An 18,297-nucleotide genomic window follows, 5' to 3' on the forward strand; every position below is an offset into this window, starting at 1 on the left:
AGTGGCTCGCAAGGACTCACAACCTCAACTCAAGGATCAAGAACTCTACGAAGAGCTACGCGAGAAGGGCGATTCCAAGGAGAAGGCGGCCCGAATCTCCAATGCGGCCGCCAATCGAGGGCGGTCGAATGTCGCCAAGTCCGGCGGACAATCCTCGCCGTACGAGGAGTGGACAGTCGACGAGCTGAAGAAACGTGCCAAGGAACTCGATCTGCACGGCTATTCGAAGCTGAACAAGGGTGAGCTGATCGAGCAACTCCGCACTCACTGAGCTGTGTTCTGCTCGAGTCGTATTCTGCTTGTGCAGAATACGACTCGAGCGGTCGGTTCAGTGCCCTTCTTGATCGAAGAGTTCCTGACCTTCCAGTCGTTTGACCCGTCGGTGTTCCATCAAGATGGCCAGTGTTCCGACGATGAAGGACACCACGCACACGACGCCGGCAATGACTGCCCAACCACGAAATCCGTAACCTGCTGCCACCAAGGTCAATCCGAGTGTTGCCAGACCCAGCCCGATCAGCAGGTATCCGGGATAGTTGCGACCGTCGCTGATTGCCTCCCCTACGTGCGATCGATTTGTGTGTTCGTCATCTACCGGTGAACTTTCGCTCGCGTTTGTCACGGCACACTCCATCCTGAGCTCATGAAGACTTGCGATTCTTCGCTCGTCGTCGGTTCACAGGGCAACTACCCGATCGGCCACTGGATGAAACGGTTGGAGTAGTGCCGAAAGGGGTAGAAGGTCGTACGCTCGAAGTATCGGATGTGGATGAAAACCGGTGCGAGGAAGCCCTATGAACGCGAAGCCGACTCCCGACATATTCTCGGTAGGTACACCGACTCTCGGTGTCGAAGAGGAGTTCTTGCTCTGCGATCCGCAGACTGGACATCCCACTCTGCGCAACTCCGAGGTTGCTGCCGCCGGGCGGGAACTCGGTATCTCGCTGCAACTCGAACTCACGCGCTGTCAGGTGGAGACGTCCACGTCTATCGGAAACCATATTCGTGATCTTCGTGATCAACTCTGTGAGTCGCGTGCCGTCACCGCCGACGCCGCTGCCCGTGTGGGTTGTCAACTCATCGCAGTCGGGACGCCGTTCTACGATCCGCCGGTAGACGAGATCACTCAAACGTCGCGATACCAGCGAATGGCCGGTCAATTCAGAGCGATCACCGAAGGTGTGATGTGTGGTTGCCACATTCATGTCGGTGTGGAAGATCGAGAACGATCGGTCCAGATCATCAACCATCTGCGCCCTTGGTTACCGACCTTGTTGGCACTGACGGCGAACTCTCCGATCAGCGCCGGTCGCGATACCGGTTATGCGAGTTGGCGTTACGTTCTGTTCGGCCGATGGCCCAGTTCGGGTCCGCCGCCCTACTTCGAGTCCGTGGCGCACTACGAAGATGCTGTTGCAGCAATGCTGGAGACAGGGGTCATTCTCGATCCACACATGGTCTATTGGGATGTGCGCATGTCGGATCACCTTCCCACCGTGGAGATTCGGATCAGCGACGTGCCCGCCACCGTGGAGGAGACGATGACTCTGGCCACACTGGTGCAGGCACTCGTCGGTACCGCATCCGCCGCGATCACGAAAGGTGAAGCAGCGCCTGCCGTCGATCACGAGCTACTCCGCGCGGCTTGCTGGCGGGCGGCGCGTGACGGACTCGACGGGAGGTCGCTGGACGTGGAATCCGTGCGCTTGCTGACTGCACACCAGGCGGTTCGGCAATTGGTGGATCACGTCGAACCTGCGTTGACTGCATTCGGAGAATTCGAGCAGGTCACGGCCTCCTTGGACAAGGTGTTCAGCAACGGAAACGGGGCGATCGTGCAGCGTCGTCAACTCACGCGTCGGTCACGTGTAGCTGATGTGATCGACGAGTGCGCTCGACGCACTTTCGAAGGGTGCAGTTCGCAAGGGGGCAGTGAACTGTAAGGCACGGTTGGAATGGGCATTCAAGAACTTTCAATGTCTTGTCGAAGTCACCGATCGGACTGCAGGAGGAGGAACATATGAATGGCGATCCACGACCCGAGCTTCCGTCGGGCAAGGATCTCGACGATATGTGCAGGCAATTGGCTGCGGCAGTAGAGGAACACGGTCTGTCGGTGGCGACGGCGGAATCGTTGACTGCCGGGAACATCGCCGCACATCTGGGAAAGGCGCCGGACGCCGGATCGTGGTTTTGTGGTGGGATCGTCGCGTACACCCGCGAGGTGAAACATTCCGTACTTCATGTTCCGGACGGGCCAGTGGTCTGCGAAGAGGCAGCCAGGGTCATGGCGCACAGCACCGCCACACTGATGGGTGCGTCGCTAACGCTGGCCGTCACCGGTGAAGCCGGTCCTGATACCCAGGAGAACGTTCGACCCGGAACTGTGTGGTTCGGAGTCGTCGACCATGGGACCGCCGAAACGGAGAAGCAGGTTTTCTCGGGCGACCCCGAAGCTGTCCTCGGTGCAACTGTCGAGCACGCGATCCAACTACTTCTGCGTCACGCATCCGGTCGCCACACACCGAGTTCGAGAGTTGTGAACTAGTCGAGTTTTCAACTCTTCGAACGGTTCTTCTTGTGACGACCTGTGTGTTTCGCAGGCGCCTGCGCGGTTGGAACCAGATGACCGTCGGCCGTGTATTTTTCGACTACGAGGTTCTTGCTGACTCCTCGGTTCGCATCCACTGCGCAAGTGATTGCTTCCTTGTCGGAATTGAAAGGTTCCTCGGTCGAAGAGCCGTCGGGCATCGTGATTTTGTACCGATCCATACATCGACTATTGCGGGTTGATCCGTCTCCGACAACCCGAGTTCACGGAAATATCGGTCTGGGAGTCAGGCGGATCAGCGGGTCCAATACTCTTCGGGACGTTGACCCGGACGGAATCCGTAGTGCGCGAGCATCGCGGTCGCTTCCGGAAAATTGGCTGCCAGAGCTTCGGGCACATGTGCATCGCTGCCGAATGTCACCGCTTTACCTCCCTCTTCGCTCCACCATTGGGTTATCCAGGGCCACAGCCGACGGGTGTTCATCTCGAGGATCCGGTCGCTGTCGGCGATGGCGCGCATCGCATTTCGGAATCCCTCTTCGAATCGACGGGGATCGAAAGGTCCGGCACTTTCGATCGGCCATGCACGCACCGCGTAGTCGATATGGGTGAACACCTCGAAGGTCCGAGAGCCAGCCACCATACGCGGGATCTCATCGAGGTATGCCCACATGACTTCGTCGGCACTCCACTTTCGAAACAGAGTGTTCGGTTCACTCCGATCGTCGCCGACCTCGAGCGTGTGCAAGGAACCCAATACCCGGTCGATGACACCGAGATCAAGGAGGTGCGACGCCTGCGCTTCGTGCAGGTGCGGTTGTCCGAACTCGACGCCGGTGAGTATCCGCAATTCAGGAAAACGGTGTCGGCATCGTTCGATGCTGTCGAGATAGCCGTCGACGTCGAGGATCGGTGCGCGCGCAAGTCTGTTGCATTCGTCCGGATGCGTGCGACAGCGGTCCACCGGTGTCCCACGACCACTCGCTGTGAACATGACTGTCCGCGGGTAGTTGCACGTTCAGTTCGTACCAGAGCCGGGAGTTTCGGGGGGCGGTTAAAGCTCGGACTGTCGCGCGAATTCGCTCTGTGCAGTGGTTCCCCAGATCTCGGAGGACTGAGTCTCGGGCTCGCTGTCCAGCTTTCGGACGTCGTGAATGAACTCCACACCGTGCAGTTCGTCGGACGGAACCGACAGAAGCTTGCACGTGGTGCTGACGAAGAATCGCTGGACATCTTCCAACTCGAGACGCCCACCGGGCCGGTACCAATGCGCGACCCCGGTACACATCTCGAGTATCGCGAGTCGGCTCAATGCCAGATCTTCGATGTCGAAGGCGCCCACGCGTTGTCCGCGTTCGAGGATCTGTCCGAAAAGTTGCTCGTACTCGTCGCGCAGGGTCTGCAACTCGATGCGGTTGTCTCCGGTCAACCCGCGCATCTCGTACTCGGCGACGCGGGCAGTCAGTTGGTTGACGGCGGTAATGCCGACGTGTGACGACACCAGGCCGGCGAGCTGGACTACGGGATCGGCGCTTCGGCGCATTGCCCGCTCTCCCGACTGCGTCAGCTCGTCGAGGCAGGACCGAATGATCGAGGCCAACAGTGACTGTTTGCTGCCGACGTAGTGGTAGAGCGTTGCCGAGTTGATGCCGGCTTCGGCTCCGAGCTCACGAATGCCGGTGGCGGCGAATCCTTTCGTCGCGAACAGCGTGACTGCCGCCCGTTGAACGCGCCCCAGGTCCATGATCCTCATTTCGGTTGGTTGCCCAATCATGCTAGCATCGCCGCCGAAATCGACCGGCTGTCAATCAGTCGATTGATAGCTGTTTGTGTACTGGCAAATTGCATCTCAACTAATCAATCGATCGATTGAAATACGCTTGACTGTGCCCTGGGTCACTGCATAGTCTCCTTGTCGAGCCTCCCTCTCGGTGCGAGAGCTAACAGGGCACTCCATACAAGGAGCAATGACATGAACGACGCGAATCCCCCATCTCCCGCAACTGTCGACAGGCCTGCCCTGCGGCGTGTGGCCGGATCGGTTCTGGTCGGCACCACGATCGAGTGGTACGACTTTCAGATCTACGGCGCCTCCGCCGCGTTGGTCTTTGCGCCGCTGTTCTTTTCGGGCGCAGACCCCGCGCTGGCGACAATTCTTTCCTTCGCCACCTTCGCTGTCGGCTTCCTGGCGCGGCCACTCGGCGGTGTTGTGATGGGCCACTTCGGCGACCGCATCGGACGCAAGAAGGTCTTGGTGCTCGCACTTCTCTTGATGGGAGCAGCGACGTTCCTGGTCGGCGTCCTTCCGACCTCCGCCCAGATCGGTGTGTGGGCCCCGATTCTTCTCGTATTGCTGAGACTGATTCAGGGCTTCGGCGTCGGGGGTGAGTGGGGCGGTGCAGTTCTGACTGCTGTGGAATACGCACCCAAGAACCGCCGCGGTTTCTACGGCAGTATGCCGCAGGTCGGTGTGCCTGCTGGCCTTCTGCTGGCGACGGCCGTCATGTTCGGCACCAAGGCGCTCACCGGGGACCAATTCCTGGTGTGGGGGTGGAGAATTCCCTTCCTGCTGAGTATCGCGTTGGTCGCCGTCGGGCTTTACATTCGCACCGCGTTGGAAGAGACTCCCGCATTCGCTCGCGTGAAGCAGCAGAACACTGCGGTCAAGATTCCGATGGTCGACGCGTTCAAGAACTACCCTCGTCAAATCATTCTTGCCGCAGGTTCGATGATCAGCACGGGCGCTTACTTCTACATCCTCAACACCTACAGCCTGACCTACGCCGATCAGTTCGATCTGCTGTCCGGAAACCTCATGCTCGGAGCGGTCATGGTGTCCGCGCTCGTTGCAGTCATCTTCATTCCGATCTTCGGTCAACTGTCCGAAAAATTCGGCCGACGCCGGATCCTGATGGTCGGCATCACCGGCATGGGAGTGTGGGTCTTCGTTGCATTCGCCGCGATAGATACCGGCAACTTCTGGATCACCACCGGCGCATTGGCAGTCGGCGCATTCATGCTCAGCATCTCGTACGGGCCGCAGGCGACGTTCATCGCGGAACTGTTCGACGCACGGGTGCGGTACAGCGCAGCGTCCATCGCTTTTCAGATCGGGGTGCTCTTGGGTGGTGCAATCGCGCCGATGGTTGCCGCCATGTTGGTTCGCGCAACCGGTGGATCGCTTGCGGTCGCTGTGTATATCGCTGCCCTGTCTGTTATTTCGCTGATCAGCGTCTACTTCGTCCGTGACACCGACCTCGACGAAGGAAGTCGCGACATGTACATCGATGACAACGGGGCGTATCTGCCGCCGGTCGATCAACGCTCCACGGTTGTCAACTAATAGAGGAAACTTCAATGATCACAAAGAGTTTCGAAGAGATCTCTGTCGGAGACATTGCGGTGACGGACCCGCGGGTCGTCACCGAAGACTATGTGCGAAGTTTCGCCGACCTCACCTGGGACCGCCATCCCCTTCACCTCGACCCCGACTACGCGCAGCAGACGCGCTTCGGTCGCCAGATCGCCCACGGTGCCCTCATGTTGTCCACCTTGCTCGGTCTGGTGGAGTTGGACCCCCGTTACCTGCAGTGCTTCTACGGGCTCGATCAGGTCAGATTCCACCGGCCGACTTACCTCGGCGACTCGGTGCATGCGGTGTCGGAAGTGCTGTCGGTGCGCCCTCGCTCGGACGGTGAGACCGCGATCGTGACGTCGAAAGGCTCACTCGTCAACCAAGACGGAGACCTTGTCTTCTCCGGCGAATTCTCATTCCTGGTAGGCGAGACCCATTCCCTCGACCTCGAAGTGGGTGCTCGGTGAGTTCTCGGCGGCATATGTCATGGTGGCAGGACCTCGAAGCAGAACACTTCGAATGGGCTGTGCCAGAGCACTTCAACATTGCGCACGCATGTGTCGATGTACAGAATCCCGATGATCTGGCCCTCGTCGTAGACACCGGTGGGCACTGGGCGCGGTACACATTCGGTGAAGTCGCCACGATGAGCCGAAAGTTCGCGACCGTGCTCGCGGATCTCGGCCTGGTCTCAGGCGATCGCGTCGGTGTGATGGTCCCACAGGGAATCGAGGTTCTGGCGACACATCTGGGCGCCTTCCGATCCGGAATGGTGACCGTTCCACTTTCGGTCAAGTTCGGATCGGATGCGTTAGTACATCGGATGCGTGACTCCGGCGCGAAAGTTCTTGTGGTCGAGAAGGACTGCTATGAGAGAGTTGCCGACGGAATCGGTGAGATACCGGGTCTCGAAGCCGTAATCGTGGTCGGAAGGCTCGATCGGCTCTCCGATTCGACGCCCGTGCAAATCCTCGATTTCCACAGCCTCGTCGACGATGCCGCAGAAAGTAGTGAACTGGTAGCCACGGGCCCCGATTCACATGCCATCATCATCTACACCTCAGGGACGACCGGGAATCCGAAAGGCGCGCTCCACGGGCACCGAATTCTCCTGGCGCACATGCCCGGTATGCGGACGGCGTTCGACAATGCTCCGCAGCTGGGAGACGTCTTCTGGACGCCGGCAGACTGGGCCTGGATCGGTGGTTTGTTCGACGTACTGTTCCCCGCACTTGCGTTGGGGTGCCCCGTAGTTGCGACGCCCGACAAATTCACGCCTTCGCGTGCGGTCGAGATTCTGAGCCGTCACAAGGTGACGGGCGCCTTCATTCCTCCCACTGCCCTCAAGCAGATGCGAAGCATCGGCGTCGACAAGACTGCTGCGCGTGGTATTCAGCTGCGGGCATTGGGAACCGGTGGTGAGGCACTCGGTGACGCGCTGCAAGCCTGGGTTGCGAGCACTCTCGGCGTAGCTGTCAACGAGTTCTACGGGCAGACGGAAATGAATCTGACCATCGGCACGTCGCGGTCGAAGTGGAGTCCCGCCAGCGGTTCGATGGGCCGCGCCTTCCCCGGCTTCGAAGTCACCCTCCTCGATCCACTCGGCGAGCCGGTCGAGATTGGTGAGGTAGGCGAGATCTGTGTGAAGGCAGGCAACCCCGGACAGTTCCTCGGATATTGGAACCAGCCGTCGAAGACCGATGAAAAGGTGTACGACGGTTGGATTCACACCGGTGATCTGGGTCGGACTGATGACGCCGGGAACTTCTGGTACCAGGGACGTGCCGATGACGTCATTTCGTCCGCGGGGTACCGAATCGGCCCCGGAGAGATCGAAGAGTGCCTGCTCTCGCACGACGAGGTAGCCATGGCAGGTGTCATCGGTGTTCCGGATCCGTTGCGCGGCGAAGCGGTTCACGCTTTTGTCGTACTGTCCGAGGGGTCGAACTCCTCGGAGGAGCTCCGTCAGGAGTTGCAGACCCACGTGAAAAGTCGCCTTGCTTTCTACCAGTACCCGAGGGAGATCACGTTCATCGACAGCTTGCCGCTCACCACTACCGGCAAGATCCTCCGACGTGAACTCCGAGCGCTGGCCACCTCCGCGAACGGACTCGGCTAGCAGAGGGCTACATGTTGGGTAGGACCACGACGAAGAACCAGCCGCTCAGTGCCAGACCGATGAATCCGGTGAAGAGGCCGACTATTGCATCCCATGGCAGCTGGCGGGCATTCGAGAGCAGATGCCCGCCAGACTTCTTCGGGTGACGTCGGAGCGCGAAGATTCCTGTTGTGATCGCGCCGACGCCCAGCAGGATGCCGAAGCCGAAAGCCCAGAACAGGAGTACCGACAGCGCGCCGAGCATCTCAGACCGCTCACTCCAGCGTGCGATGCGCTGTGTTTCGGTGGGCGGAGGCCACTTGTGTGAAGGCGACAGAGCTGCTCCGAAACGGCGGGTGTGGTGACGAATTGACTGGTCGCTGAGAAACATTGTCCACCACGCCTGGAGTTGAGTCGATGTGCCGCTGGTATGTACTCGTCTACCCCGTCTTCGCGGATGTATTCCGCTGATTTCGAGGCTAGGTGGTTGCCGCTTCTTCCCAGGAGTTTCCATTCCACACGATGGAGATGGGGTATTCGTTGTTGACCCCGTTTTCCCAGTAGTCGATGACGCCGTGGCGCTCCGATTCGAGTTCGATCCAGCCGATGCTGAATCCCCCTCGAAGTACGCGTTGAGCCCGGCGGTCGATCTTGTCCAGGGAACTGCAGAGTCCTCGCACGCGGGAGTCGATCCAGCCCGCAGAGGCATCAAGAACGGTGATCTCGACGATGCTCGCGTCGCTCAGCGGAATCTCGATGAGAAGCTCGCCGGAATCTCGTACCTCTCGAGTCGATCGATTCTCGTAGGCGTGCAACAGCTCTCGCGGTTCGAACACCGAAGGGTCGCCGTCGGACCGTCGAGACCAACCGAAACGCTGCACGGACACATTGTCTCCCACGAATTGCAGGAATGTCATTCGATGTGAATGAGGCCGTCCAGGGCGTCCAGTACCCGGTCCAGCCCGAACTCCCAGGCCGCCTCGGGGCTGTACGGGGAGTTCTTGGCCTCGCCGGCCGCCCCTCCGACTCGCTGCGCCAGCGGGAAGTCGTCGCCGAGATAAGCAGCCAGACGCTGGTTCCAGGACGACCACACCTCGGCCATGTCGGCTGCTCGGGGGTCAGGGCGCCGCGCTTGCGCCGAGGATCGGGCGAAGTCGGCGACAAATGTCAGGGCGGAGTCCCGGTCGATGTCGCTCAGTCCCGTGCCGTCGAAGGCGTGAAGTTCGTGGTCGTACTTCGCGATAGTTCCCGGACCCAACGCGGAGCGCTGATCGGAGATGTCCAGGAGCCACCAATGCTCCGTATAGAGGGCAAGTTCTTCCTCGGCGACCCGACGCACACGTTGGCGCCAGGTCATGTTCCCGTACGGCAGGAGTGGGCTGTGTCCGTGTACGGCGTCGACCATGAGCACCAGCAGATCGTCGCGGGATCCGACGTGGGTGTACACCGCCATGCCCGAGATTCCGAGTTCGGCGGCCAATCGGCGGACCGTCACGGCGTCGAGGCCGTCGGTATTCGCGACGGAGATCGCGACGTCGACCGCCTGTGAGGTGGTGACCTTCGCTCGCGGGCCGCGGGTGCCACCCTTCGGCGCGAGGGGGTGATCGCGCCAGAGCAGGTCGATCAGTTCGCGTGCCATCAGTCGTCTCCAGAAATCGGGAATACCTCAACGGTGGTATACCTTATACGGTGCATACTGTATGCACTGCATAAGGTTTATCGATCATGGGAGGCCCACGATGAAAATCACCAGCACTGCTCTGTCCTTGAACGTCGCCGACACCGACGCATCGGCAGACTTCGCGAAAACCCATTTCGGTTTCACCGAGGCCATGGCCGATGACGGCTTCGTTTCCCTGAATCATCCGGATGCCGGGGTCAACGTGGTCTTCCTGCGCATCGGGCTCGGGACGTTCAAGCCCGACTTCGTCGCAGGTCCGGCCGGTCAAGGCTTGCTCATTGCATTCGTGGTCGACGATGTCGACGCCGAGTTCGCCCGCATCGCTGCTGAAGGTGCCTCCGTCGTCACCGAACCGGAGACGGAACCGTGGGGTGAGCGTTACTGCCAGTTCGTCGACGCCAACGGAATCGTGTGGCAACTCGTTCAGTGGGTGTGAAGAACCCGAGCGCTCGGCTCCGCGGCGCGCGGCACAGAACGTAACCAGAGGGCGCGTTCGACGGACTGGGCTTGGAAGCGCTGCGGTGAGATCCCGTGCGCAGTGCGAAACGCTCGGCTGAATGCGGGCAGGTGCGCGTAACCCAGGTTCCTCGACACCGTGCCGGGTGCAACCCCGAGTTGGAGTTGGGTGCGTGCCTGGGTCATCCGTGAAAGCGATCGCCACTGCGGATACGTGGTGCCGGTTTCGATACGGAACTCCCGGCGCAGCCTGGCCGCGTCGGTACCGAACTCTTGCGCCCACTCGTCCAGAGTGCGAGGGTCGGCCGGCCGGGCGGCGATCGTCGCTGCCAGTCGTGTGGCAATCGAATCGGCGGGCGAGGTGTTCGAAACCGGTTGTGCAAGAGGGCCGGTGGCGATGATGTCGAATGCTGCGGAACTGTCGTGGCCGTGCGGGCGCAAGGGCGTGTATGCGGCGACGAAAGTGTGCAGCAATGCCAACTCGTCAGCGGGGGAGAACTGCACGGTCTCGAGGGCGTCGGCAGATACGGTCGACCCGTTCGAGGAACGGAAGCCGAGCGGCAGAAGCAGTGAACCATTCGGAACCGTGACGGTATTGAGGACGCCTGCAGGAAGAATCATGGCCTTTCCGGTGCGCAGTTCCCAACTGCGGTCCGCGACGTCCACCCGGGCTTGGCCTCGGTAGACCCACACGGCGACGTGGGCGCCGTTGACGCGCGGCCACGTCGCATTGGCCGGTATCGGCGGCGTTGTTTCCCCGGGCTGCCTGGGCTCTGCGAGCATGCGGACCAATGCTTGATCGTTGTCGGTGTCCACGCTGCGATCGGTTGGACCGGAGAGGGCCCGGCGGCGATAGTCGCTCGGGCTCTCTCCCATCTGGGACCGGAACGCACGCGTGAATCCGCTGCCCGTTTCGAAGCCGACTTCGTTTGCAATCCAACCGATCTCGCGGTCCTGCTTCAGGTACTCCAACGACGCGGCGATCCGAGCTCGAAGCCGCCAGCGCGTGAAGGTGAGGCCGGTTTCTTCCACGAAGTACCGCTGGAGCGTTCGAATGCTGATTCCGGCACGCTTCGCGAATTGTGCCTCGGTGTCGTCGGTGCCAGGTGTTCGCAACAGGGCGTGCGCGATCTCGAACGCTTCCCGTGATTGCGGCAATTGCGGCAGCGAGGTGGCCCCGTCGTCGGCCCGGGTAATCATTTCGAACAAGGACGACGGGTGTGCAGCGTCGCCGCGCAGATAGCCCAGGTTGTGAACGAACTCGTGGATCAGTCTGTCTTCCCATCCGGGCGGAACGCGCAGACGCGTCACGGTAGCCGGCCCGGCGCTGACGCCGTTCGAGGGCGGAAGCAGGATGGGAAACGCGACGGAATCCGAGTCCGTCTCCATCGAATATCGCACGCCCGCCGGGATCCACAGCAACTCGCCCGCCGGCACCTCGTAGACGGTCGATCCGGTCCTGACGCGTCCACTACCTGCGAGAACCCAGAACAACAGCGGTGAGCGGCCGATGCTTGGCTCGGTGCGGCAGGCGCGGATCGGCCCCAAGTCGATTGCGTCCGACCTTCCCGATAGTGGTAACACGTTGGCACTCCTGGACAACCCTTGCGACTTAAGTATGGCTAACTTTACCTCTGCCGACTGTGTTCGCAGCGGCGCACTCTCGTATCTTCAGAAAGCCACATACTCATGCGCAGATCTCTACGCCCGACGGCGGCAGTACTCGCCGCGGTCGTCGCCCTCGCTCTTGCCGGCTGCTCGAATTCGTCAGGTAGTGACACCGGAACCGAGGGCACCCAGGAAACCTCCGGGGTCACCGAGGGCTGGCCGCGCACCGTCGATCACGGCGGCCGCAGTACCGAGATCACTGCAAAGCCGACTCGGATCGTGTCCACCTCGCCGTCGTTGACCGGCACGCTGCTTGCGATCGGAGCGCCGGTGGTCGCGAGTGCGGCGACAACGCCGTCGGGAATGACCGATGACCAGGGGTTTTTCTCCCAGTGGTCGGGCGTGGCGGCTGATCGTGGCGTCGCGGTGCTCTACCGAAATCTCGAGCTGGACCTCGACGCGATCGAGACCTTCGAGCCCGATCTGATCATCGGCTCCGCTAACGGCGGCGACTCGACACTCGATGCCTATTCACAGCTGAGCGACATCGCACCCACTGTTCTTCTCGACTACGGCGCCAGCTCCTGGGAGGAGCTCGCTGATCAGCTCGGGACTGTCACCGGACTCGAGAGCGAGGCCGCCAAAACCGTCGACGAATACGACAGCTGGGTCACCACCCAAGCCGCGAAGATCAAACTTCCCGAGCAGCCGGTGACGGCACTGGTCTACATGGGTGCCGACGGTGTCTGGACGTTCCGAGCCGACAGCCCGCAGGGCAATCTGCTGGCCTCGCTCGGCTTCACCTATGCCGAGCCCGCCGAGCAGTTTGTCGCTCCGGACAAGCGGGGTGCCTCCGGCGTCGCGATCGTCAGCTCCGAAAACATGTCTGCCGCACTAGACGGGGCGCAGACGCTGTTTGCCGTCTCGATGGGGCCCAAGGACGTGGAGAAGCAACTCGCGGCCGACCCGCTCCTTGCGAATCAACCTGCGGTCAAGGGTGATCGGGTATACGCGATGGGAACGGCAGCCTTCCGTCTCGACTACTTCAGTGCAAAGCAGACGGTCGAGTCGCTGGTGTCCACGTTCGGTGGATGACCGCGCGGGTGTTTCTGTGCAGTCCCGGACCGAAGCGCCACTGCGGTCCGGGACGGCCGCGCGTGCGGGGTTGTTGGTCCTCGTCTCCATCGTTGTAATCGTGCTGGCATCCGTCGGCGGACTCGTCATCGGCTCACGCAACATCCCCGTCTCCACTGTCCTCGATGCAGTTCTTTCCTACGACGCCGGTAACAACGAGCACCTGATTGTGATCGAATCACGTTTGCCTCGAACAATTCTCGGGCTTGTGGTCGGGGCCGCGCTCGGACCGGCCGGCGCGCTGATGCAGTCGATCACCCGCAACCCTCTGGCCGATCCGGGACTACTCGGTGTGAACGCCGGAGCATCAGCAGCAGTCGTGATTGCGATTGCCTATCTGGGGGTGACTTCGGTCGGCGGCTATCTGTGGTTCGCGCTTGTCGGCGCGGCCGTTGCCTCGGTAGGTGTGTACATGTTGGGGTCGGCGCATCGCAGCGCCGCGACCCCAGCGCGCATGGCGCTTGCCGGTGCCGCTGTTGCGACGGCGATCACGGCTCTCACCAGCATGGTTCTCATCAGTAACGAGGCCGCATTCAATCAGTTCCGATTTTGGGCAGTGGGTTCGTTGCAAGGCCGCGGCGGAGACGTGATCGTCACTGTTCTGCCCTTCGTCATCGTCGGTATCGTGTTGTCGTTGTTGCTGATTCGTCCACTCAACGCAATCGCGCTCGGCGAGGATGTCGCCAAAGGGCTCGGTGCCAGCACCGGACCCGCACGGGTCGGATCCGCTGTCGCAGTCATCCTGCTGGCAGGGGCCGCCACTGCGGCGGCTGGACCGCTCGGATTCGTGGGCCTGGCTGCGCCGCACATCGTGCGCAGCGTCGTCGGACCGGATCTGCGATTTCTTCTGCCGTGCGTGCTCGTTGTCGCCCCGGCATTTCTGCTCTTGGCCGACGTTCTCGGTCGCGTTGCCACCGCGCCGGGAGATCTGCAGACGGGGATCGCCGTGGCGGTGCTCGGTGGACCCTTGTTTGTTGCGCTCGTTCGCTCGCGTCGGGTGGCGTCGCTGTGAACGCGATTGCAGCGCAGCCGGTTCCACCGCTGTTCCGCGGTTGCGTGGTTCGAATCGGGCCGTACTCGTGGCGGATAGTTCCGCGAGTGCTGTTCGTAGCCGTGACAATCAGTGCGGCATTGGCGGCGCTCTCGTTTGCCACGCTGATGTATGGAACCCTGGATCTGTCCTTGGGCGAAGTATGGCGTGCCCTGCACGGCGAAGGCGCCCCAGCGGCGGTTCGGTCCGTCCAGAATCGCAGGCTGCCGCGGCTGATCACGGCGATCGGTGTGGGCGGAAGCCTCGGTGTGGCCGGCGCGGTTTTCCAGACGCTTTCGCGCAATGTTCTCGGATCGCCGGACATCATCGGTTTCACCACCGGCGCTGCGACTGCAGCCGTGGTTCAGATCGTCTTCTTCGGAGGCGGGGTACTGCAGACCGCGGGCGCCGCTGTTCTCGGCGGCATGCTGACGGCGCTTCTGGTGTACGCGCTGGCACGCAAAGACGGCGTCAGCGGCGGTCTTCGACTTGTCCTGGTCGGTATCGGCGTGGGCGCGATGCTGAGCGCCGTGATGTCGTTCCTGGTGGTGCGTGCGGATATCGACGACGCCACCGTTGTGCAGCAGTGGACGGCCGGCTCGCTGACCGGGCGCGGTTGGCCACACGCGGTCAGTGTTGCGATCGCCGTCGGTGTTCTCGTTCCTGCTCTCGTCGTGGTGTCCCGGCGCGTCACCATGATGGAGATGGGCGACGACGCAGCGTCCTCGCTCGGGATCTCCGTGGAGCGATACCGATTTGCCGGCATTCTGCTTGCGGTCGCGCTCACCGGCGCGGCGACCGCGGCCACCGGCCCCATCGCATTTGTGGCGCTCGCCGCTCCCCAGATCGCACGACGGTTGGCACGGCGCAGCGGTGTTCTTGTCGCGACTTCCTTCCTGCTCGGCGCAGTTCTGCTGGCAGGCGCCGACTTGATCGCGCAAGCGGTCGAGGTCGGTCTCCGCACTCCGGTCGGTCTCGTCACCAGTCTGCTCGGTGGTGCCTATCTGATCTGGCTGCTCGCTCGTCAGGCCTGAAAAAACTCGCTACGAAAGAGATTCATGACTACTGCCACCCCAACATCGCGGCTGCGCGCCGAGAAGATCGAACTACGGTACGCCGATCGAACCATCGTGGACGAGTTGAGTCTCGAGATCCCCGATGGAGGGTTCACCGTCGTCGTCGGACCGAACGGGTGTGGCAAGTCGACATTGTTGCGTGCGCTCGGCAGAATGCTCACACCTCGATCGGGTCGTGTTGTGCTCGACGGTAACGATATTCGGTCCTATCGAACCAAAGAAGTCGCCCGGCGAATCGCCCTGTTGCCACAGTCCCCGCTCTCGCCTGGAGCGATCAGTGTCGCAGACCTCGTATCCCGCGGCCGATATCCGTATCAGAGCATGCTGCGCCAGTGGTCACCCGAAGACGAGCATGTTGTCTCCGAGGCCCTGAATGAAGTCGGAATACGATATGCAGCAGACCAATTGGTGGACGAGCTGAGTGGGGGACAACGTCAGCGGGTATGGATCGCCATGACGCTTGCGCAGCGCACCCCGGTGTTGTTGCTCGACGAACCGACCACCTTTCTCGACATCGCCCACCAGATCGAGGTTCTCGACCTCTGTTCCCAACTCCACCAGTCCGGTCGAACATTGGTCGCGGTCCTGCACGACCTGAACCTCGCGGCCAGATATGCCACGCACGTAGTTGCCATGCGGTCCGGAAAAATTGTCATGCAGGGCAGTGCCTCGGACGTCTTCACCCCTGAGTTACTGCGCGAAGTCTTCGACCTCGAGGCGCTGGTTCTCGAAGACCCGGAAACCGGGCGGCCACTTGTTGTTCCGCGTGATCGAAGACCTGTCAGTCAGCTACCCGTCCACAACTGAACCACCGATCAGGAGATATCAATGACTACCGCATCTCGACCTGAAGAAACTGAAACGTCTGCGTCGGCAAAGGCGCCACGCGGAGAAGACCACGACCGCGGTCTCAACGACGTGGTTGCCGTCGTCGAACGCGTCGAACGGCCGACCGAGAGCATCTTGCGCATCGCCGTCCAGTTGACTTCGTCGGCGGACGACCCGAATTGGTTGCGGCCCAACGTCGCATTTCGCATCCAGCTCGGTCCGCAGTACGGCGACGTCTCTCGCGTCTACACGGTGCGCACCTGCAACGCGCCGAGCAGTTCGATGACCTTCGACGTAGTGCTGCACGGCCACACCAGCCCGATGATGAGGTGGGCCGCCGACCTGCGTGTGGGTGACACGTTCTCACTCACCGGTCCTCGCCCGCACTTCCTCGTTCCCGAGATCGCCGGGCGCCGCGTCGCACTGTTCGCCGACGATACCGCGATACCTGCCCTCTATTCGATTCTGCTTCAGTGGCCCGAGGGACTGACCGGCGTCGGCTGGGTCGCCACCGGTGACGCCGAGGCTTTCGCGGAACTACCCGTGATCCCCGGCCTCGAGCTGCACCATGTCGAAGATGGCCTCGCCGAGTACGCCGTCGAACTCGAAAACCCAGGAGACTACGCGGTGTGGGGTGCCGGGGAACGGGACGAGATGCGAGCCATTCGAGCGCATTTCCGCAAGACAGTCGGCCTGGCGAAGGACGATGTAGTTGTCTTCGGGTACTGGAAGCGAGGGGTCAGCACTACCGAGATAGATCAGAACCGACTTCGGAACTACACGAGCATCCTCGAAAACGGCGGCACGCTCGCAGACATCGACGATCTGGCAATCGGTATCTGATGCGACTGTTGGATTCGTCAGCCCACCGCGTGTTCTTCCGGCGCCAGGGAATTGCCCGGTGCGATGTTCGAGCAGTTGTTCGGCAACTGACTTCCGTTGAAACGGTCGTTGAGCCAGGTGATGGCGCCGGGGAGCCACAGCGCGCCACCCGGAACGTGACTGATGGTGTCGTACTGGTCGTACTGGATGGACAAACCTGCGTCGCAATAGCGAGTGGCGAGTGAGCGGACGTCCCCGGCAACCATGACTCCGTCGCCAGGGCCGACGCCCGGTCCACCTGGCTGGGTGCCCTCGAGGGCTCCGTTTGCGGCTTGAGCGATGAACATCGGGATGGTGGGTATCGGCGCGTTGCCCATGTTGATCTTGTTGGCCACGTCGACGTACTCGGGCACCGAGTTGGGGTTCGCATACTCTGGTTTGGCAAGGTCCTGCCAGGTCACCCCCGGGTACTGCAGGATGACGTTCCCGATCGAGGCATCCTCGATCCGAGGTAGGAGTTCGCGTCCGCGATCGCCGAGATACGGGTCGAAATCTATGTCGTAGGCACGGGCAAGTCCGACGACCGCCATCCCGACAACGCCTGCCCAACCGATGCTTCGGTTTGCGTACCGGAGGTTGTTTGCCGGGTTGACCAACAGACCACCCTGGGCGGCGCCGATCAGGTCCTCGTTGATGTCCGGGGCGTAGTCCGGCGCGAGGATGGACGCCCAGTTGGTGGCGATTGCTCCGCCCGAGTATCCCATCAGACCGATCTCGGCTGAGTCGGAAATACCTGTCTCGGATGTGTTGCGAGCGGCACGGAGGGAGTCGAGAGTCATCATTCCGTATTCGGGTCCTGCCGCGAAGTCCGCGTTCGGGCCCTCGGTGTCGGGAATGACGACCGTGTAGCCCAGCGCCAGTAGAGGACCGAACATGACGGCTTCGCCGGAAGCGAGAGTCCCGCCGAAGGCGACATTGCGCCCGCTGACGGTAAGGCTGCCGATCGGGGTGTCCCCCGCGATTGCTCGTGACGGTCCGTCTTCCGGGTTCAGCGAATCGTAGGCAGACTGGAACGAGACAACTTTGTCCGGCTGGGCATTGGGTGGTCGAAGAATCGATGTGACATTCGCAGACGGCCGGCCGAGAGCGTCGGTCGACCGGTACAACACCTGTACGGCTTGCAACGGGGTAGGAATGTTGACGACGTGATAGGGCAAGGTTCTCGTTTTGAGCACGGCCCCAGGCTGATACGACGACAGCGGTGCCGAACCGTCGTACTGATAGAAGGAATCCGCCGACGGTTGCGCGGCGACAGTAGGTGCTGTGATGCCTGTGAGTGCAATGGCTGTCAGCGCCACCGCTCCCTGAAAGAGAATCTTTGATGCCACGATCGACCCTTCGGTTTCGTATGTCTCTCGGTACTTGACGGGCTGGTGTGATGACGACCACACGCTATCTTACTTTTGAGTAATAAACGAGAGGCTTGCGCTGGTTGTTTGAATCATGCATGGACACAATATGATTGAGATCTTTGAAGTGGCCTTGCTAATTCTGCTCAGGATGCCATGTGTACGATACGACTAGTAGCTGTCGCGACGAACTGCTGCCTTGGGCTGTTCCGGGTCGTCCGATTCCGGGAAATGTTCTGTGCTGCACGG

20 protein-coding genes are annotated in these 18,297 nt (G+C 61.4%); 12 read left to right on the top strand and 8 right to left on the bottom strand.

The genetic code is table 11. From position 1 onward, the window contains the following. Nucleotide 1: 1 nt before the first annotated feature. On the top strand, nucleotides 2–271 hold the full coding sequence (locus QM609_RS01280) for a DUF7218 family protein (protein WP_003943161.1): 270 nt from the start codon (nucleotides 2–4) through the stop codon (nucleotides 269–271). 57 nt (nucleotides 272–328) lie between these two features. On the opposite strand, the gene QM609_RS01285 is transcribed toward QM609_RS01280, so the two are convergent. Then, nucleotides 329–634, bottom strand: coding sequence for a hypothetical protein (locus QM609_RS01285; RefSeq protein ID WP_007735689.1), 306 nt, complete (start codon nucleotides 632–634; stop codon nucleotides 329–331). Between the two features lie 160 nt (nucleotides 635–794). Between QM609_RS01285 and QM609_RS01290 the strand changes: the two genes are divergently transcribed. Next, nucleotides 795–1,943 carry a glutamate--cysteine ligase 2 gene (locus tag QM609_RS01290; RefSeq protein ID WP_007735690.1) on the top strand — a complete coding sequence of 383 codons (1,149 nt, stop codon included), beginning with the start codon at nucleotides 795–797 and terminating at the stop codon, nucleotides 1,941–1,943. 77 nt (nucleotides 1,944–2,020) lie between these two features. Continuing rightward, nucleotides 2,021–2,548, top strand: coding sequence for a CinA family protein (locus QM609_RS01295; protein WP_050654955.1), 528 nt, complete (start codon nucleotides 2,021–2,023; stop codon nucleotides 2,546–2,548). Between the two features lie 298 nt (nucleotides 2,549–2,846). On the opposite strand, the gene QM609_RS01300 is transcribed toward QM609_RS01295, so the two are convergent. Together QM609_RS01300 and QM609_RS01305 are read right to left on the bottom strand one after the other, a co-directional pair. Beyond that, nucleotides 2,847–3,545: a PHP domain-containing protein gene (locus tag QM609_RS01300; RefSeq protein ID WP_228232324.1), complete on the bottom strand. Its 699-nt coding sequence runs from the start codon at nucleotides 3,543–3,545 to the stop codon at nucleotides 2,847–2,849. Between the two features lie 60 nt (nucleotides 3,546–3,605). Continuing rightward, entirely contained in the window at nucleotides 3,606–4,304 is a 699-nt protein-coding gene (locus QM609_RS01305) for a TetR/AcrR family transcriptional regulator (RefSeq protein ID WP_228232323.1), read from the bottom strand. Nucleotides 4,305–4,523: 219 nt separating this feature from the next. Here QM609_RS01305 and QM609_RS01310 point away from each other — a divergent pair, with 219 nt between their 5' ends. From QM609_RS01310 to QM609_RS01320, 3 genes are read left to right on the top strand one after another with little or no spacing between them, the layout of a single operon-like run. Beyond that, a complete protein-coding gene (locus QM609_RS01310) occupies nucleotides 4,524–5,894 on the top strand; it encodes an MFS transporter (protein ID WP_007735697.1) in 1,371 nt (456 codons plus the stop codon). A gap of 14 nt (nucleotides 5,895–5,908) precedes the next feature. Beyond that, on the top strand, nucleotides 5,909–6,373 hold the full coding sequence (locus tag QM609_RS01315) for a MaoC family dehydratase (protein ID WP_003943225.1): 465 nt from the start codon (nucleotides 5,909–5,911) through the stop codon (nucleotides 6,371–6,373). A 14-nt stretch (nucleotides 6,374–6,387) separates the two neighbouring features. After that, on the top strand, nucleotides 6,388–8,025 hold the full coding sequence (locus QM609_RS01320; protein WP_050654957.1) for an AMP-binding protein: 1,638 nt from the start codon (nucleotides 6,388–6,390) through the stop codon (nucleotides 8,023–8,025). Between the two features lie 7 nt (nucleotides 8,026–8,032). Here QM609_RS01320 and QM609_RS01325 read toward each other — a convergent pair whose 3' ends face one another. The 3 genes from QM609_RS01325 to QM609_RS01335 form a co-directional block, all read right to left on the bottom strand. Further along, a complete protein-coding gene (locus QM609_RS01325) occupies nucleotides 8,033–8,269 on the bottom strand; it encodes a hypothetical protein (protein ID WP_003942917.1) in 237 nt (78 codons plus the stop codon). Nucleotides 8,270–8,483: 214 nt separating this feature from the next. Next, a complete protein-coding gene (locus QM609_RS01330; RefSeq protein WP_007735701.1) occupies nucleotides 8,484–8,921 on the bottom strand; it encodes a hypothetical protein in 438 nt (145 codons plus the stop codon). Then, on the bottom strand, nucleotides 8,918–9,643 hold the full coding sequence (locus QM609_RS01335) for a TetR/AcrR family transcriptional regulator (RefSeq protein WP_007735703.1): 726 nt from the start codon (nucleotides 9,641–9,643) through the stop codon (nucleotides 8,918–8,920). The genes QM609_RS01330 and QM609_RS01335 overlap by 4 nt, the downstream gene beginning before the upstream one ends. A gap of 100 nt (nucleotides 9,644–9,743) precedes the next feature. Between QM609_RS01335 and QM609_RS01340 the strand changes: the two genes are divergently transcribed. Next, complete coding sequence (locus QM609_RS01340; RefSeq protein WP_050654958.1) at nucleotides 9,744–10,121, top strand: VOC family protein; 378 nt, start codon at nucleotides 9,744–9,746, stop codon at nucleotides 10,119–10,121. Here QM609_RS01340 and QM609_RS01345 read toward each other — a convergent pair. Further along, complete coding sequence (locus QM609_RS01345) at nucleotides 10,109–11,725, bottom strand: AraC family transcriptional regulator (protein WP_050654959.1); 1,617 nt, start codon at nucleotides 11,723–11,725, stop codon at nucleotides 10,109–10,111. The two genes, QM609_RS01340 and QM609_RS01345, sit on opposite strands and share 13 nt — an antisense overlap. Before the next feature lie 105 nt (nucleotides 11,726–11,830). Between QM609_RS01345 and fepB the strand changes: the two genes are divergently transcribed. From fepB to QM609_RS01370, 5 genes are read left to right on the top strand one after another with little or no spacing between them, the layout of a single operon-like run. After that, nucleotides 11,831–12,844 (top strand): Fe2+-enterobactin ABC transporter substrate-binding protein, encoded by a 1,014-nt coding sequence (gene fepB / locus QM609_RS01350; protein WP_050654960.1) that lies wholly within the window; start codon nucleotides 11,831–11,833, stop codon nucleotides 12,842–12,844. Nucleotides 12,845–12,860: 16 nt separating this feature from the next. Then, entirely contained in the window at nucleotides 12,861–13,895 is a 1,035-nt protein-coding gene (locus QM609_RS01355; protein WP_228232314.1) for a FecCD family ABC transporter permease, read from the top strand. Next, on the top strand, nucleotides 13,892–14,947 hold the full coding sequence (locus tag QM609_RS01360) for a FecCD family ABC transporter permease (RefSeq protein ID WP_081377510.1): 1,056 nt from the start codon (nucleotides 13,892–13,894) through the stop codon (nucleotides 14,945–14,947). Before QM609_RS01355 ends, QM609_RS01360 begins: the two co-directional genes overlap by 4 nt. Before the next feature lie 24 nt (nucleotides 14,948–14,971). Then, a complete protein-coding gene (locus QM609_RS01365) occupies nucleotides 14,972–15,796 on the top strand; it encodes an ABC transporter ATP-binding protein (protein ID WP_050654962.1) in 825 nt (274 codons plus the stop codon). Nucleotides 15,797–15,817: 21 nt separating this feature from the next. Further along, a complete protein-coding gene (locus QM609_RS01370) occupies nucleotides 15,818–16,660 on the top strand; it encodes a siderophore-interacting protein (RefSeq protein WP_042448187.1) in 843 nt (280 codons plus the stop codon). A 17-nt stretch (nucleotides 16,661–16,677) separates the two neighbouring features. Here QM609_RS01370 and QM609_RS01375 read toward each other — a convergent pair whose 3' ends face one another. Then, nucleotides 16,678–18,027 (bottom strand): lipase family protein, encoded by a 1,350-nt coding sequence (locus QM609_RS01375; protein ID WP_283336912.1) that lies wholly within the window; start codon nucleotides 18,025–18,027, stop codon nucleotides 16,678–16,680. Nucleotides 18,028–18,297 lie beyond the last annotated feature (270 nt).

Origin of the sequence: Rhodococcus sp. IEGM 1302 (genome assembly GCF_030056935.1) — a bacterium.
Lineage (GTDB): Bacteria > Actinomycetota > Actinomycetes > Mycobacteriales > Mycobacteriaceae > Rhodococcus_F > Rhodococcus_F qingshengii.